The 16,898-nt window shown below is 55.5% G+C and carries 12 protein-coding genes and 2 pseudogenes; 7 read left to right on the top strand and 7 right to left on the bottom strand.

Going from position 1 to position 16,898, the window contains the following annotated elements; translation table 11 throughout:
- The first annotated feature begins 44 nt into the window (after window positions 1–44).
- Together LPA46_RS14760 and LPA46_RS14755 are read left to right on the top strand one after the other, a co-directional pair.
- Complete coding sequence (locus LPA46_RS14760) at window positions 45–1,013, top strand: ABC transporter ATP-binding protein (protein ID WP_230893144.1); 969 nt, start codon at window positions 45–47, stop codon at window positions 1,011–1,013.
- 2 nt (window positions 1,014–1,015) lie between these two features.
- On the top strand, window positions 1,016–1,720 hold the full coding sequence (locus LPA46_RS14755) for an ABC transporter ATP-binding protein (RefSeq protein ID WP_230893143.1): 705 nt from the start codon (window positions 1,016–1,018) through the stop codon (window positions 1,718–1,720).
- Window positions 1,721–1,796: 76 nt separating this feature from the next.
- Here LPA46_RS14755 and thrC read toward each other — a convergent pair whose 3' ends face one another.
- The 3 genes from thrC to LPA46_RS14740 all read right to left on the bottom strand — a co-directional run bounded on the left by thrC (window position 1,797) and on the right by LPA46_RS14740 (window position 6,070).
- Window positions 1,797–3,059 carry a threonine synthase gene (gene thrC, locus LPA46_RS14750; protein ID WP_230893142.1) on the bottom strand — a complete coding sequence of 421 codons (1,263 nt, stop codon included), beginning with the start codon at window positions 3,057–3,059 and terminating at the stop codon, window positions 1,797–1,799.
- Window positions 3,060–3,992: 933 nt separating this feature from the next.
- Window positions 3,993–4,976 carry an ornithine cyclodeaminase family protein gene (locus LPA46_RS14745; protein WP_230893141.1) on the bottom strand — a complete coding sequence of 328 codons (984 nt, stop codon included), beginning with the start codon at window positions 4,974–4,976 and terminating at the stop codon, window positions 3,993–3,995.
- Between the two features lie 233 nt (window positions 4,977–5,209).
- A complete protein-coding gene (locus LPA46_RS14740) occupies window positions 5,210–6,070 on the bottom strand; it encodes a DMT family transporter (protein ID WP_230893140.1) in 861 nt (286 codons plus the stop codon).
- Window positions 6,071–6,171: 101 nt separating this feature from the next.
- On the opposite strand from LPA46_RS14740, the pseudogene LPA46_RS14735 reads away from it, so the two are divergent.
- Together LPA46_RS14735 and LPA46_RS14725 are read left to right on the top strand one after the other, a co-directional pair.
- Window positions 6,172–6,784: pseudogene (locus tag LPA46_RS14735) on the top strand (IS6 family transposase).
- A gap of 926 nt (window positions 6,785–7,710) precedes the next feature.
- Window positions 7,711–9,033: an aspartate aminotransferase family protein gene (locus LPA46_RS14725; RefSeq protein WP_230893139.1), complete on the top strand. Its 1,323-nt coding sequence runs from the start codon at window positions 7,711–7,713 to the stop codon at window positions 9,031–9,033.
- Between the two features lie 401 nt (window positions 9,034–9,434).
- On the opposite strand, the gene LPA46_RS14720 is transcribed toward LPA46_RS14725, so the two are convergent.
- Window positions 9,435–10,106 (bottom strand): haloacid dehalogenase type II, encoded by a 672-nt coding sequence (locus LPA46_RS14720; protein WP_230893138.1) that lies wholly within the window; start codon window positions 10,104–10,106, stop codon window positions 9,435–9,437.
- A gap of 1,544 nt (window positions 10,107–11,650) precedes the next feature.
- Between LPA46_RS14720 and LPA46_RS14715 the strand changes: the two are divergent.
- Window positions 11,651–12,920, top strand: a pseudogene (locus LPA46_RS14715) (RNA-guided endonuclease InsQ/TnpB family protein).
- A 149-nt stretch (window positions 12,921–13,069) separates the two neighbouring features.
- Here the strand turns inward: LPA46_RS14715 and LPA46_RS14710 are convergent.
- Window positions 13,070–13,765 carry an IclR family transcriptional regulator gene (locus LPA46_RS14710; protein ID WP_230893137.1) on the bottom strand — a complete coding sequence of 232 codons (696 nt, stop codon included), beginning with the start codon at window positions 13,763–13,765 and terminating at the stop codon, window positions 13,070–13,072.
- Between the two features lie 136 nt (window positions 13,766–13,901).
- Between LPA46_RS14710 and LPA46_RS14705 the strand changes: the two genes are divergently transcribed.
- Entirely contained in the window at window positions 13,902–14,732 is an 831-nt protein-coding gene (locus LPA46_RS14705) for a proline dehydrogenase family protein (protein ID WP_230893136.1), read from the top strand.
- 299 nt (window positions 14,733–15,031) lie between these two features.
- Here LPA46_RS14705 and LPA46_RS14700 read toward each other — a convergent pair whose 3' ends face one another.
- A complete protein-coding gene (locus tag LPA46_RS14700) occupies window positions 15,032–15,244 on the bottom strand; it encodes a hypothetical protein (RefSeq protein WP_230893135.1) in 213 nt (70 codons plus the stop codon).
- On the opposite strand from LPA46_RS14700, the gene LPA46_RS19260 reads away from it, so the two are divergent.
- Complete coding sequence (locus LPA46_RS19260) at window positions 15,226–15,552, top strand: IS200/IS605 family accessory protein TnpB-related protein (RefSeq protein ID WP_442908262.1); 327 nt, start codon at window positions 15,226–15,228, stop codon at window positions 15,550–15,552. The genes LPA46_RS14700 and LPA46_RS19260 overlap by 19 nt on opposite strands.
- Window positions 15,553–15,802: 250 nt before the next feature.
- On the opposite strand, the gene LPA46_RS14695 is transcribed toward LPA46_RS19260, so the two are convergent.
- Window positions 15,803–16,888 carry a M24 family metallopeptidase gene (locus LPA46_RS14695; protein WP_230893134.1) on the bottom strand — a complete coding sequence of 362 codons (1,086 nt, stop codon included), beginning with the start codon at window positions 16,886–16,888 and terminating at the stop codon, window positions 15,803–15,805.
- Between the last annotated feature and the right edge of the window lie 10 nt (window positions 16,889–16,898).

Raw genomic sequence — 16,898 nt, 5'->3', positions numbered from 1 at the left:
CGCGAGCGCAACTGTCGGACCCACCGCGCAGAGGTGACCGTCGCATGAGCGACGAACCGCTGCTGGCTGTCGACGGGATCGAGAAGCACTTCGGCGGCATCACTGCTGTCGACGGCGTCGAATTTGAGATCGAGGAGGGTACGATTGTTGGCCTGATCGGTCCGAACGGCGCCGGAAAGACGACGACGTTCAAGATGCTCAGCGGCTTCCTCCCGCCGGACGCCGGTGAGATCCGCTACCGTGGGACCGACCTCCAGGATATCATGCAGCCGAGCACTTCAGATAAGACCTACCTCGGCGGCTCGGCGGCACTCATCGCCGGTCTCGGTGGCCTCGGTCTTGCTGCCCAGTCCGACCCCTCGATCGCTATCGAGGCGGGCGCAACCGCGATCGGAGCGGGAGTCGGACTTGGCGCCTATCACGGCCAAGAACTCCTCAAGACACGCTACTTCGGCCACAAGTACAGCCGACCATTTCAGGTTTCGCGCGCAGGAATGATGCGAACATTCCAGATAACGCGTGGCCTGGAAGGCCTGACTGTCTTCGAGAACCTGCTGCTCTCCCCGAAGGATCAACCCGGCGAGAACGTCATCAAGTCATGGCTGCACTTCGACAGCGTCGAGGAGACCGAGGCCGAAAACCGCGAGCGAGCTGAGGAAGTCCTCGAGTTGCTCGACCTCGAACACCTACGAGACGAGTACGCGAGCAATCTCAGCGGTGGGCAGCGTAAACTGCTTGAACTCGGCCGCGTGCTGATGGCCGATCCCGAGCTGATCTTGCTCGACGAGCCCGTTGCCGGCGTCAACCCAACACTGTCGAAGACGTTGCTCGCACGCATCAAGGAATTACGAGACCAGGGCTACACATTCTGCGTCGTTGAGCACGACATGGACGTCATTATGGATCTATCCGAACGCATCATCGTCATGCATCAGGGCAAGAAGCTCATGGAAGGCACACCGGAGGAGGTACAGGGCGATCAACAAGTCATCGACGCGTACTTGGGGGGCTGACGATGGCGCTACTCGAAGCACGAGACGTGGTCTCGGGCTACGGCGACGTCGAGATCCTTCATGGAATCTCAATTGACGTCGAATCAGACGAAATCATCTCGATCATCGGTCCGAACGGCGCTGGTAAGTCCACTCTGATGAAGACGGTGTTCAGTCTCGTAGACTGCTGGGATGGAACCATTACCTTCCGCGGGGAGGACGTCACGCACGACCAGACCTCCGATCTTGCGCGCAACGGAATGTGCTACGTCCCCCAGACGGAGAACGTCTTCCCGACGCTCTCTGTCGAGGAGAACCTTCGGATGGGCGGTTACATTCTCGGCGATCCACCCCAGGAGAACTATGAGCGTATCTACGACCACTTCCCCATCCTCGAAGACCGAAAATCCCAGCAAGCTGGTTCGATGAGCGGCGGCCAACAGCAAATGCTTGCGATGGGACGCGGGCTAATGGTTGACCCTGATCTGATGCTCATCGACGAGCCAAGCGCCGGCCTCGCGCCCGACCTCGTTGACGACATTTTCGAGAAGATTATCGAAATCAACGAAGACGGCACTGCGATCCTGATGGTCGAACAGAATGCGCGCAAGGCGCTGGAGTTCTCTGATCGGGGCTATGTCCTCGAGATGGGCGAGAACCGCTTCGAAGACACCGGCGACGCACTGCTCAACGACTCGAAGGTTGGTGAACTCTACCTCGGCGGCTGAAACCGAATAGTGCGGCTTTTCGGCTTAATTTCCTTCTTGATAGAAATCAGCGGTTATCGATCATTATTGGCTCCGATCAGTCAATCCGACGCTTGAGCGTCGCCTCCAGTTCCTTGAGGGGAACGGTCGGAGACTCAGGCGAGTCAGGTTGCCCGACATCCTCCTTGAAGCCGGTACCGGTGGCGACTAAGACGACGTCGTCGTCGGCGTTGATGACGCCGTCGTCGACCAGGTTCCACGTACCAGCGAGCGTGGTCGCCGAGGCCGGTTCGACGCAGGCGCCTGCGCGAGCCGCGAGCTCGGCGGTTGCGGCCCGGATTTCGTCGTCGGTGACGGCAACAACGCGGCCGCCGGTATCGCGGGCGGCCGCAAGCGCCCGATTCCCGCTTGGTGGGTCGCCGTTACCGATCGAGTAGGCGATTGTCCCGCCGCCCTTGATCGGAGAGACGGTATTCTCATCGTCCGCGAATGCCGCCGCGATCGGGGCACTGGAGGCCGCCTGGACGAAGTGGAGGGTTGGCAGTGAAGAGAGGACACCCGCTGCCTCGAGGTCACGAAGGGCTTTCCAAGCGGAGCTGGCGTGCCCGCCGCTGCTTACGGGCATCACGAGCGCGTCGGGCACGGCGGGGGCGAACTCGTCCAAGATTTCGAGGGTAGTCGTTGCCTGTCCCGCGACGCGCAACGGGCTGTCGGAGTTGACGAACGAGATCCCGAGCTCCGGCCCGAGCTCAAGTGAGCGTTCGTATAGCCGGCCATAGTTGCCGTCGACCCGAATGACCAGCGGATTGTACTGGGAAATCAGTTGTAGGCGTGTTTCCGAGATATCTGCCGGCACGAGGACGACGCAGGTGATGTCCGCGCTTGCCGCGTGGGCGGCCATACTCATTGCCATGTTGCCGTGCGAGACAGTTCCTACGGGCCGACCTCGCTCGGCGGCCGCCGTGACGCCGACGGCACTGCCGCGATCCTTGAAGCTACCCGTCGGATTCTGCCCTTCGTCCTTGAGGTACGTGGTGCAGCCCGCCACCTCATCAAGCATCGGCGTCCTAAAGAGCGGCGTCCCGCCGGCCCCGCTAGCGATTCCGACCGGTGGCAAGGCCGTCCTGGACGGATCACCTGACACTGTTGAGACATCTCCCCCTTCACGGGACGCATCCGTTGGTGGATCAATCGGAAGAACCGATTTGTAACGCCATAGTCCGGGCGCGTCTGGGAGCGTCTCCCACTCTAAGTTTGCGTCGTCCATCTCGAACCAGAGCGGTTCCCCGCAAGCACAGCGGGCGCGCTCCCGCTGGTCGTATTCCTCTCCGCACGCGTAGCACGTGAGCATCGCGGCCATATGAACACATTTTTCTCGGTCGTTCTATGTGTTTGGGTCCCTCTTCGAGGAAGTACATCGGTAAATGCTACTGTGCCCCAATGCGAATTAAAGCGGCCTAGAGCGTACTGACTTGACATCCTCCTCGGCATGAACGCGGAGGAATCCCGAGCGGTGGGAGTTTCAGGTTTGACGGTCTCACCGACCAGCCAGTCAGTGCGAATCTAACTGGCGGTTCACGGACTGAGTGGGTAGGAGTGCTGGGAGTGCCAGGCCCCCGGTACTCCTATCCTCGGTCAGATCGGGACTCTCAGAGTTGTTTGTGCCTCACGGGAGTCCCCCAGACGTCGACGGACTCGGAGTTACGTTTCGTGATGCTTCCAAGCAGTCCGGCACCGGCGCTGATTCATTATAGGAACCAGCTGTTCACCGGACTGGTTCCAGATACTGTCTCATTGCTTGGGCTGACAGGCCGCCTCCGTAGGACGGGGCGGAGTCCGCTCCGTCCCACCGATTCCTCCTCTACAGTAGGTCAGCCTGTCACGTAACCGTCACCGAGGGAAACGTGGGGGTGGCGTTTGAACGATGGTCTGTCACCAGAAGTGACGGGGCGTATCCACGCCGTCAACGGCCTGGGATTGCGCCTGTTCAGCCTATAATCATCGGGAGTGGATGCGGCGAGATCCCGTGTTGGCAACACTATGTTCGCGATCGACGCGACGATTTCTTGTTGACTACTGTCTTGGTCCTGTCGTCCACCAGATCGATCGGCTTGCACCCACGGACCCAGATTAGGGTGGTATCGGATTTCATCGTCGGGGGATTCGGGTTTCGGTCAAGAATGTTTTCCGCGGTCATGTCGATGCAGCCACGCAGTCCGCAATCATATTGTCGCGTGTCGTGATTGCCGAACCCGCCTATGCGTCGGTGCGAAGGTCGAGCAGATCAACGGCCTTAAAGGTCGACGAGCGTACCGACATCCTCCGCTTCGGCCAGTTCGACGACGGAGGCAGCGGTCGCAGCGTCGAAGACCGCCGAACCGACACTCTCGACCACGATGATCTCGCCTTCACTATCTCTCCCCGACGTTCCTTCTAACACGGTGGCCAGTGATCCTATCGCGTCGTCCGTCAGATCCGCCGCGATTACGTCCCCTGTCTCATGCGCCTCCCCGGGTACGTCGGCGAACACCTTGTTCGCTCGGTCGAAGGTTCTCTGATCGAGTTCCTGCATCTCGGGGGAAAACGCACCGACGGCGATGACGAGCGTGCCGGGGGATAGCCAGTCGCCGTTGAGGACCGGCGACTCCGCGGACGTCGCGGTCACGACGGTGTTTGCGGGCTCAACCGCGTCCCTAGCCGAGTCGATCGCCTCGACTGGTACGTTGAGTTCTTCGTTGAGCTCGTTCGCACAGGAGAACCTGGAGTTACTCGGCGAGTAGATGCGAACGCGTTCGACGTCGGTCGCGGCTGCGATCGCACGCGTCTGCCAGCGTGCCTGAGTGCCGGCCCCAATGACCCCGAGGGTGACGGGCTTGTTCGCCAGTTCACGGGCGGCCAGCCCGCCGATACAGCCAGTTCGCATCCCGGTGACGTGACTGCCGTCCATTACAGCTACGGGAAGGCCGGTGTCAGCTTCGTTGACGACGATTTGGGCGGTGATCGTTGGAAGGTCGCGCGTCGGGTTGTCCTCGAAGAAGCCAACCAGCTTCGTCGCGTAGTAGTCAGATCCATGGATGTAGGCCGGCATCGTCAGTCCTGTTCCGAGCGCCTTATCCGGTCGCTCAGGATCAAGGCCCTCCCCGACTGGGAAGTGCGGGCGTTCGGGGCGGACCACCTCGCCGCTCCCCTGCTTTACCATCGCCGTTTCGATGACAGACAGCAACTCTCCGATATCGAGCAGCGACTTCACCTGTGTCGCGTCGAGTATCCGGACCATTACTCAAGGCATGTATCTCGTCCGTGTTAGATCCATGCACTCAGGCGAAAGACGAGGGAAAGTGCGTTAGCAAAGAGAGATGGAGGCCAGTTAGCGGAGGTATTGCCGGGGTTGGCCCGTGTGCATTGCTTGATCTATCGAGAATACTGCCGTTTGAAACCGCTTGATCGATCGAGCGTCGCCCTACCTTACGGGTCGGTGTGGTCGTCGATCGCACTGGTCCGTTGGTCAGGTCACTCTCTCTGGATGACAAGTACGCCGACCAGCACCAGCAGGCCGCCGACGGCCGTCGCTGGGGCAAGGGGCTCGTTAAGCAGGATCACGCCGAGAATGACCGCAGTCGCTGGTTCTAAGCTCGCGATGATGCTCGCCCGACTCGCGCCGATGTAAGCCAGCCCCGCAAAGAATGCGCCAATGGGAATAGCCGTCCCGATTAGGGCAATCGCCGCTAGGATTGTTACCTCGTAACTGGTCGTGGGAATCGTCAGCGAGTCCGTCACTAGTCCAAAGATGATGAAGCTTGCACCTGCCGAGGGGAGGACGTACGCCGTTAGCGTTTGGGCGTTGACGTTATCAACGGCGATATGACTGGTCACGTAGTAGCCCGCGTAAACCAGTGCCGCTCCAAGCACGACTGCAATCCCGATCGGATCCGCGCCTGCGGGATCGAACCCGGAGACCACAGCGACGCCGCCTAGGGCGAGCACGAGGCCGACAACGGTGTAACGGGTGATCCGCTCGTCAAGGATGACATACGAAAGGACAACCACGAGCACCGGATAGGTGTAGATGACTAGGCCGGTCAAGCCGGCAGTCATGAACTCCAGCCCGAGGAAGTACAGACCGCTATGGACAGAGTAGAACCCGGCACCGAGGAGGACGGCGCCGCCGAGCGCTCGGCCACGGAGGCGTCTCAGGTTGCCGGTGTACGCCACGATCATCCAGAAGAAGAGCGTTCCGCCGAGAAATCGATAGGCAAGAACTGTCGGGATCGAGAGGTCTGCGGCCGAGGCATACTTTCCGAGAACACCCAGTGTCCCAAACGATGTCGCGGAAAGCACTATCAATAGGATGCCCTTTGTATCGTGATTCATGCTACCTTATGTGTATAACATCTATAAAAGAGTGGGCACTGTCTAGTCGGCAGTGCTCAGATAGGGGTTGAAAAGTGAGGCGGAACGATTTTGAGTAGTCTATGCTCGAAATCACCCGCATCAACGGAAGTAACGACTGCTTCGAGTTAGAATGTCTGGAGCGAGAGGCGACACCCGAGCCAGCAATGAAGCTCGGTATCCATCTAGCCGAAAAATCAATTTGGAATACAGTCTTGATTATTTATATATTAGGCGTCGAGCGCTGTTAATCCACCGTTCACAACTGGGTGTGGAAAGCAGATATACAGCCCCTCGATGGTGCCAATCCTGATCACGTCGCAGTTGACGAAACCGTGATCTAACTCAATGACGAGCGGTTCTGGCTGTACGCAGTGGTCAATCCCGACACGAACCGCTTGCTCCATGTCAAACTCTTTTCGGCGAGAAATTAGGTGACCAACGAAATGTTCCTTGCGAAACTTTGCAAGAAACAGCTCGTCGCTGACGCAGCCTTTCTCGTCGATTTTGCACCCCGGCTGCAAGCAGCACCCCATCGACATGGCCTCGGTTACAGATATAAAACATGGTAATCGAGACAGAGTCAAACGTATCTTTTGAGGGATAAAAAGACGAACGTCCCCGTTCAGTAATAGTTTCAACCACGTCGATTCAGGCACCGCAGAATCGTGGTTCCAAGCATTTGCCATCTGGTAAAACTCGTTAAACACGATGGCTTTAGGTGGTTTCTGGTAAGGCTGCTACCCTGGGAATATGGTGGCTACCTTTGATTTGTACATCTGGGGAATGGATGCATATCAAGTTTATAGATCCCAAAAATTCTATTACACTTAATTAAAATATATTTAGAAGTAATGGATTATATTCTACCGCACGTGAAACCGGTCCATTGATGGATACAAAAGCTGATCTACAGCCTATCGGTGCCATTAGTCCAGACCAAAATATACTGGAAGTGATGGTGATACGAATTACCGGCCAGCGGTATTAGCTCTACGTTACGATCGATATAATTCGATCGAATTCTGCATTTAAGCCATTAACGACGGAGAAGCAGGAATAGCTGGATAGTCATACAGAAGCCACACAAGAAATGCGACTTCAAAAATACAGTGTTTCTCGGTCTCCCCCATCGATCCCAAACGGTTCTATAGGGTAATCTCGATAAAGAATAACCATCTTACAATATTATGTTATTCTTCCGGGCAGTGTTCAGATAAGCCCATGAGTAGACACGTTTGGGTTGGCGTCTCGTTGCCGGTACGATGCTTGCCCACGCCGTCGAGTACAAGGTCGAAAGTTCGTGTGCTTGAAGGCGAGTACTGGAACTACGCCGACTACAACGCTACTAAAAACATCGGTTAGCGGGTTCTCCGTAAGTACCAAACTGGAGCGGGCGGAGACGCACACGTAGGCATGCGCTTGAACAGCGGAACATTGAACGTGAACGGCATCTACTCTCTGGCCACTACGAGTGGCTAGAATGAGAGTCCACGCGGAATCCCACCATTTCAGCGGTAGGTCGCTCAATCGGACGAAGTACGCGTAATTCTAGAACGCCGAATATCGTCTGGGGAAATATTAAGTCATAGGACTTAATTCATACATATAGAGGAGCATCCATGTCCAAAGAGCAATCCACGCCAGTGGGCAACGCGGCAATTAAGGATCAATATGAGCAGTACCTCATGCCAATCTGGAAAAGCCTCGACGTCCCAATCAAACGCGCCGAAGGCTGTACCGTTGAGGACTTCGATGGTAACGAATACCTTGACGTCTTCTCCGGTATTTCCGTCACAAATGCTGGACATCGCGAGGAAACTATCGTTGAGGCCGCCAAAGATCAGCTTGATGAATTCATCCACGGTTGTACGTACCTGCATCCCCATCAACCAGCCGCAGACCTCGCCGAGAAATTAGCTGAAGTCACCCCGGGGGGGCTACAAAAGACCTTCTTCGCGAATTCGGGAACAGAAGCCGTGGAAGGCGCGGTGAAACTCGCTCGGAAATACACCAGTTCGAAGGAAGTGATTGCGCTGGAGATGTCCTTCCACGGACGTACTCTTGGCTCCCTATCTCTCACTGGAAACAAGGCCTACAAGGATGAGATGGCCCCGACGCTGAATGACGTCGCACACGTAGCGCCGCCGTACAGCTACCGGTGTCCACGCTGTGACGGTGACTCTTGTACGGCGGATTGTGCAAATCAGCTTGAGCGCATTATTGAAACACATACGTCCGGAGATATCGCGGCCGTGATTGTCGAGCCAATCATGGGCGAGGGTGGGATTATCGTTCCGCCAGAGGGATGGCTCGAACGGATTCAGGAAATTACCCACCAGCATGGTGGCTTGCTGATTGTCGACGAGGTGCAGACGGGCTACGGACGGACTGGTGAGATGTGGGCTAGCGACCACTTCGATGTCGTCCCAGATATCATGCCGCAAGCAAAGGGGATTGCAAACGGTCTGCCACTCGGTGCATTTACCGCCCGCAAGGAGATCGCTGACGCCTTCGAATCTGGCGATCATCTCTCGACATTTGGCGGGAATCCAGTTGCCTGTGCAGCAGCCCAAGCAACGATCAATGAGCTTCAGGATGGTCTAGTCGCAAATGCACGAGAACAGGGTATCTGGCTCAATGATCGGTTAGCTGACCTCGAAGCATCCTACGAGGTCGTTGGAAATACCCGTGGCCTCGGATTAATGCAAGGCGTCGAGTTAGTCGACCCATCGGAGAGCGGCCCTATGGGTGTTGCGCCAGCACCGGACGCCAAACTCGCAAAACACGTTGGCAACCAGCTCCGTGAGGACGGTATTGTAATGGGCGTTGGAGGCTTCTACTCGAACGTACTCCGCTTTCAGCCCCCACTCCCAATCTCCCGGGAACAACTTGAACGCACCGTCACCGCGATCGAAGACGCGCTGGACCAAGAAGCACCCTGACTGCCCGTTCTTTTTGGTTCGGACGACTGGAGTATAGTGTCTACAACAGACAGTTGCTACAGTTGACTATTACCGAGCAGGCTTTCTGCGGGCTACTGCCGGATTCCTTCAATATAGGAAAGGTGTCGACTCCCCCGTCGTTCTGAAAGCTAGGGGATGAGGGGCTCCTCTATGGAGAGCGTACCGTCCGAAGCTGTGACGTCATTGTGCCAGTCTCGGATGTTGCAGTAGGCGGTAAGGGTGTCACCGAAGCCCGAGGGTTGGTCTTGTAGGGGAGGCGGTCGTCGCCAATCAGGGGGTACTCCACGGACTAGAAGGTGGCGTACTCGTGGTCGGCGACGCGGTTCGCCACTACGTGCGAAAGCGCCTGTCCGAGAAAGAGGAGGCGCGTACTAAGTGTCTCAGCTTAGTTCTTCGGCGAGTTCCGCGTACGAATCAACGACGAGATCTGGCGTGTGTCCCAAGCGGGTCTCAGGGACGCTGAATCGATTCACAAGGGCGGTTTTCATCCCTGCCGCTTGCGCTCCTGCAACGTCGAAGGTATGCGTTGCGACCATAGTGCATTCTTCGACCGGGCGATCTGCGTAATTCTCAATGTTGTGGTACACATCGGGATGGGGTTTGTATTTCCCGGTCTCATGCACGCTTACAATGCCATCAAGATACTCGTCAAATCCAGTATTGCTCGCCAATTCACGAAGCATTTCGGGATTTCCGTCCGAGAGGATATAGAGTTCATGACCTGCATCTCGAAGCTTTTCGAACTCCTCCCAATCTTCGTACGGCTCAAGGTGGCCGTATGCATCCATGATTCGATCTTTCTCTTCAGCAGTTATGCTAATGTCATAGTATTCTAGCGCGTACTCCAGTGAATGAACCGTTAGGTCCCACCACGTCTGGTACTCTCCCATCAACGAGACCTCCATCGAATACGAGATCTGATGGTTGACCCACATTTCAGACAGGTCTTCCAACACGTGTATCGGGAGATCGATGATCTCATTGAGCGTTTCTACAATACTATGCTGATTATGGACTGACCCATATATGTCGAAACATAACGTCTGGGACATACACAGAAACAGTATGATTCGACCCATATAAACGTTAGGTGCGAACCGCTATACTATCTCCTTGGATAAATAGTCAGTCATCATTCCGATATCTGGGACAAGTCCAAGCGTCGTACATAGAGAATTTGAATTACGCTCGTATGGATGTAATCCTCTATTTACTATTGTAGAATGAGTTTCGCAATCTGATCTATTCGATCTAAAATTGGCCTTATTGAAGCGATCCTCTTCTAATATCTGAGTAACAAATTCAATCGAATTTATTATGAGATATTTCTCCCTTGAAGGAGCGAGACGTAAGCCACTCATCCAGACAAGCAGGTAAATAGAACATATACTGACGTGGGTTGAGCGGTCTCGTTTCGGTAAGACAATTCGAGAGAATAGCCACTTGGATCTTTAGCTGGCGAATTATCTGGCCACGAGCCAAGAAGACCGCGCTCGGAAGATCGCATTCGAGCAAACTATGCCTGGCGAATGGTACCGGTTGGAAAACGATTTTTAGCTGGATAGTGCTCTGGATGCGGAAGAACCCTTCAACGAAGTATATTTGATAGTAAGTAGAATGGTAGAAATAGAAATATACCAAAAATCTACTAAGAGATATTAAGGGAAATGATACAAGACCGTCGATCAGGATCGACCTGATAGGCTGAACAGGCGCAATCCCAGGCCGTTGACGGCGTGGATACGCCCCGTCACTTCTGGTGACAGACCATCGTTCAAACGCCACCCCCACGTTTCCCTCGGTGACGGTTACGTGACAGGCTGACCTACTGTAGAGGAGGAATCGATGGGACGGAGCGGACTCCGACCCGTCCTACGGAGGCGGCCTGTCAGCCCAAGCAATGAGACAGTATCTGGAACCAGTCCGGTGAACAGCTGGTTCCTATAATGAATCAGCGCCGGTGCCGGACTGCTTGCAAACACCACGAAACGTAACTCCGAGTCTATCGAAGTCTACCGGACTCCCGTGAGGCACAAACAACTCCGGGAGTCCGAAATTGATGGAGGATAGGAGTCCCCGGGGACGTGGCACTCCCACCGCTCGGGATTCCTCCGCGTTCATGCCGAGGAGGATGTCAATCGGCAACGTGATCGGCCGTGTTGTTGGGCGCAATAACGGAGATAATGGCTTTTCTAGAGTAATATATCTCGAAGTCGTGGGCAGCATGCAGTCAGTCTTACTCGTCGTTAAGGTTGATCACAGTCTCCTCAACCACAACGTGTTCTGATTACCGCCAAACGGTGGACTGTAGGTCGGCCTTATACTATATATGAACGGTGAATAGTATTCGATTGACACCGAATATCTCAAGATCAAATATAGAATCTAAAATTGATAGTTTAGCACGGCACGGTGCAGCTGAATACTGTGGCCCAATAGCAATTATGAAAAATTCGAGGCTAAAATCCCGCTCTTCAGGGCGGGATACAGACGACAACTCCTCCACTATCCTCGTTCGATGGCACTGCTGGATATTCCATGCCCAACTATCGCTTTTAATATATAATCATTCATAACTAGTTATGAACACAGTTCGATGCTGGAGACAACCCGCACCTATCGAGCGAAAATCGCCAATCACTCTCAGGTGAGTGGCGACCTTGATGACTGCGGGCACTCCGCGTCGAAACTGTGGAACGTCGCTCGCTACCACACCCAACAAGAATGGGATGACACGGGCGAGATACCGTCCGAAGCCGACCTCAAGCGCGAATTAAAAGACCACGAACGATACAGTGACCTCCATTCTCAGTCAAGTCAGCGAGTTCTTGAAGAGCTTGCTGAGTCGTTCACCGGCTGGTTCAAAAAGCGCAAGAACGGCGACACAGACGCAAATCCGCCCGGTTACCTAAAGCGAGGCGACAACCACCCACGCTCTACCGTCACGTGGAAACAGAACGGTATCAAGCACGACTCCAAGCACAACCAACTCCGTCTGAGCAAAGGCTTCAACCTCAAGAGTCACCGTTCGGACTTCATCCTCGCAGAATACGAAACACGACCGGACGTGACCGTCGAGAACATCCAGCAAGTCAGAGCTGTCTGGAACGGCGACCGATGGGAACTCCACCTCGTCTGCAAAAAAGAGATCCCCGTCGAGGACGCACCGGGCGACAACACCGCCGGAATCGATCTCGGTATCAAGAACTATCTTGCTATCGCCTACGACGATGGTGATGCGGAGTTGTATCCGGGGAACGTGCTGAAACAGGACAAGCACTACTTCACCCGCGACGAGTACGACACTGAAGGCGAAAACGGCCCGTCACGCCGTGCGCTTCGCGCCCATCAGACCCTCTCGCGTCGGAAAGACCACTTTCCTGCACGCGCTCGCCAAGCACATCGTAGCGCGGTGCATCGACCACGAAGTCGGTCGCATCGCCATCGGTGACTTGAGCCAGATTCGTGAAGATGAGAACGGTGACTCTCGGAACTGGGGAAAACGCGGAAACAAGAAACTCCACGGCTGGGAGTTCGACCGCTTCACTCGCTTGCTTGAATACAAGGCCGAAGAACGCGGCATCCTCGTAGACCGCACGAGCGAGCGAGACACGAGCAAGACGTGTTCGTGTTGTGGACGGAAGCGAGACGCGAATCGTGTGGAGCGTGGGTTGTACGTCTGTGAGTCGTGGGGGGCGACGATGAACGCGGACGTCAACGGTGCAGTAAATATTCGCAGAAAGATAACTCAGAGTCCCCCATCTGGGGATATGAGTATCGGTCGGTTGGCACGGCCAGTAGCCTACCTGTTCAACCAAACCTCGGGGCGTTTCGCACCGAGCGAACAGGCGGGTTGCAAACCGTAATATCCCAACGCTCGGGAATCCTCGCCCTTCAGGGCGGGGAGGATGTCAAATGATGTTGAAATAGGGATTTTGGTCTTGACTGTCCTGCTTCTCCAATATGGATCTCGCGTTGGAAGCTTGGTCTAACAATTCATCTGCAATACGCCGGTTTATTTTTCCCGACTCATACGATATTTCGGTCCTCCAACACAAAGAGATCCGAGAATAGTACCTGCAGAGTTCGTGACGACAGCCCCGACGGACCGATATCCATCCATGTATTCCTGGTTATTTACAGCATATCCTTGAGAGCGAATCTCTTCAAGCTCTGAAAATAATTCATCACGATCAGTTATTGTTTGTTCAGTAACACTAGGCATCCCCCAACAATCTAAAATATCATTAATTTGATCGGTAGAAAGTTCAGCTAGAATAGATTTCCCAGCTGCTGTATTGTGCATATAAAAAGTACTTCCAACTTGACTCCCCGGTTCTTTTTGCTGGCCAACTTCATGATAGAGGGAGACGAGACGTCCATTTTCGGGGACAGTAAAGTCGGCCTCTTCTCCAGTTCGTTCAGCAAGATCGCAAACAATAGGTTCCATCGATGTAAATTGGGGGTTACTATTTTTCGCATATTCACCAAGTTGTAGGAACCCGAGGCCAACACGATACTCTTGCCCATATCTTTCCACATATCCCCTTTTGGCGAGGGTAGAGAGGTGGTTGTGCGCAGTGCTTCGAGACACCTCAAGATTATCTGCAATGTCGTCAAGTGTGCCCCCATCCTCCTGCATCAGAAATTCAATTATATCGAAGCAGCTCTCAAGCGATTTAATGAGTCGTCCTTTACTATTCGGAAGCATACCACCACAATACCAGTTCAGGTAATTAAAATGTACGTCTAATATGACGGACGCCAAGGCGCCATGACCACCCACGTAATGTATAGAATATCTGGTCGGGAATAGATTTAGGGCAATCCAGTAGCTACGATATTATATGATACCACCGATTGCTAGCAACTTCGTGGCAGGTGAGACACCTGGGGAGGCGATGGATCATGTCGACAAGTTGAACGACCGCGGCGTTCACGGCATCCTGAACCTCCTCGGCGAACACTACGATCAACGAGCCAACGCCGACGCGGACGCAGACGCGTACATCGACCTCGTCCACGACCTCGCCGACCGGAATACCGACGCCTGCATTTCGATCAAACCCAGCCAGATCGGCCTCAGCATCAGTGACGACGCCTTCGAGGAGAACCTCGCACGCATCGTCGACGCCGCCGACTGCTTCGTCTGGATCGACATGGAAGACCACCCGACAACTGACGTCACTCTCGACGCCTTCGAACGTCACGCCCGCGAAACTGAGGGCAACGTCGGCGTCTGCATCCAGGCGAACCTTAAGCGCACGCGTGAGGACCTCGAACGCCTCGCGGACCTCCCCGGCAAAGTCCGACTCGTGAAAGGCGCCTACGACGAACCCAACGACATCGCCTACAAGAACAAAGCACGCGTCGACGAAGCCTACGAGGAGTACCTCACCTACATGTTCGAAGCATTTGACGAGGGCATCGCCGTAGGGAGCCACGACCCACAGATGATCAACCTCGCGACAGAACTCCACGACGAACACGGAACCCCCTTCGAAATCCAGATGCTAATGGGCGTCCGCGAACAAGCACAGTTCGACCTCGCTGACGAGGGCTACGACGTCTACCAGTACACTCCCTACGGCAACAAGTGGTTCTCGTACTTCTACCGACGCATCCGAGAACGCAAATCCAACGCCTTATTCGCGCTCAGGGCAATCATCGGCCGCTGACATCCTCGGACGGGTCAACTAACGCGACCGAGACGTCGACCACACCGTCTATGATCTGGTCGGAACCCACTACTGGTGTTACCGATATTCCCATGTAAGGAAGCCACGCCGTTCACGGCGCGGAGGATGTCACTCTGTCTGGTCGATACCCTAATCTATAGTGGATGCACCGGATGCTGAATGGTCGAGGGACGAACGTGGAGAACCGTGCGGTGCTGTACTCCCTACCTACTGCGCTACTCGGTCGATCCGTTCGTTGCGTTGCCCCTTGGGAAAGAAGACTTAGCGCCTAATTCCAGTTAATCGTCGCTTGGAGTGCCGGCTTCGTCAGGGTTTTCGACGCGAAGGCCACTGGAACCGGTTGCATCTTGGAATTCTTGTTTGACTACCTCTGGTGGTTCCCCGGTGGCCAGACTCATGACGATAATGGCGATACTGGCGAAGATGAACCCGGGGATGAGTTCGTAGACGATTCCAATGTTGAAGAACAACCATAGAGCCACGGTCGTCATGCCAACTGGCGAACGAGGTCGCCGCTCGCGCTCGTGAGCGCAACGCCGCCATCGTCTTCGGTGATCTGACCGGGTTGCGTTTCGACAACGACGAAGGGCGGTACGTGAACGACAAGGCCCACAAAATGCCGTACGCGAAACTGGCGACCATCCTCACGTACAAGTCCCACCTCGACGGTCGAGAGTGCATCCCCATGCAGGAGTACGACACGTCTGTGACGTGTTGCGTGTTGGCGGTGTGGATCACAGAACTCGAGTCGTGCTGTTCAAGGACGGTTCGAGTGTGGAGAGTGTGGGATGGAGGATAATGGTGACAAGAATGGGGCGTCGAATATCGATCAACGAGCCGTCGGTAAGGACATTCAGAGCCCGCTATCGACGGTTGGGGCTGTTGTGGCTCAGCCCGAAACGCAGGTCGTACTCTAGGGAGCTACCAGTGAGATGGAACCTGCGAACTCCTCAGACGGCGTGGACTTAACCCTCAGTGAGGGCAGCCCGCGACTTTAGTCGTGGGAGAAGTCACAACGAGTGGTGCCGGCACGGCTTCGCCGACAGCCCCTACGCTCGCCAATCGCGACTAGTGTCGTTCAACCGCTCGCAGCCGTCTGTAGTGACGACCACAATATCCTCGATGCGAACACCAAATTTGCCATCGAAGTAGACGCCGGGTTCTACAGAGAAGACCATGCCTTCCTGGAGTCGTTCATCGTTCCCACTCACGATGTACGGATCTTCGTGGACCTCGAGGCCAAGCCCGTGCCCCGTTCGGTGAATGAACGCGTCACCGTAGCCCGCATCTGCGATAACTTCGCGTGCCGCGGTGTCGACGGCTTCAGCCGGTACGCCAGGCTGGATCGTCTCGATGGCCGCCTGTTGGGCTTCCCGGACGACCTCGTGGACCGTCTTGAATTCAGAAGGCGGGTCACCGCCGAACACGACTGTCCGAGTCTGGTCGCTCGGATATCCGTCGATTCGAGTTCCGAAGTCCAAGACAACGGGGTCACCAACGTCGATCTCACGGTCCCCGTGTCGGTGGTGTGGTTTCGCGCCATTCGGCCCGCTACCAACGATCGGCGCAAACGAGGTCTCTTCGCCACCATGTACGGTGAGCCGGTCCTCGATGTACGCCGCGAGTTCGGTTTCCGTCATGCCGACAGCGTCTGAGCCGAGATCGTGGACATCCGCCATGGCTGCGTCTGCAGCCACGCCTGCACGCCGAAGCGCATCGACTTCCGCTTTGGATTTCCGGACGCGAAGCTCGCCGATGACTTCACTAGCAAGCCCGAAGTCGGCTGCAGGGAATGTCTCACGGAGGTCGAGGGTGAATTGCGCCCACATACGATCGTCGACGAGAAGGCGCCCCTCACCGATGTCAAGGTCGTCCGCGACTTCCTCGACTAACGCGAGTGGGTCATCACCGTCGCCGTACGTCCGGACATCGTCGACCCAGGAGTCATCCTCGATGTGGGATTCGTAGAGTTCGGGTGCAACAAATGCGGGTTCGCCGTTCTCTCCGAGAATCAGGAACAGATGTCGTTCCATCGGCTCGTCCGTGAATCCGGAGAGGTACTGCATATCGACACTCGGGAACAACACGAGGGCTTCCGCGCCTTCGACAGCCAGCTGTTTCTGGCAGGCTGCCACACGCTCTTCG

This window comes from Halobacterium sp. KA-6, from assembly GCF_021029015.1.
Classification (GTDB): domain Archaea; phylum Halobacteriota; class Halobacteria; order Halobacteriales; family Halobacteriaceae; genus Halobacterium.
The sequence above is the reverse complement of the archived record's forward strand: the minus strand, read 5'-3'. Positions and strand labels throughout refer to the sequence as shown.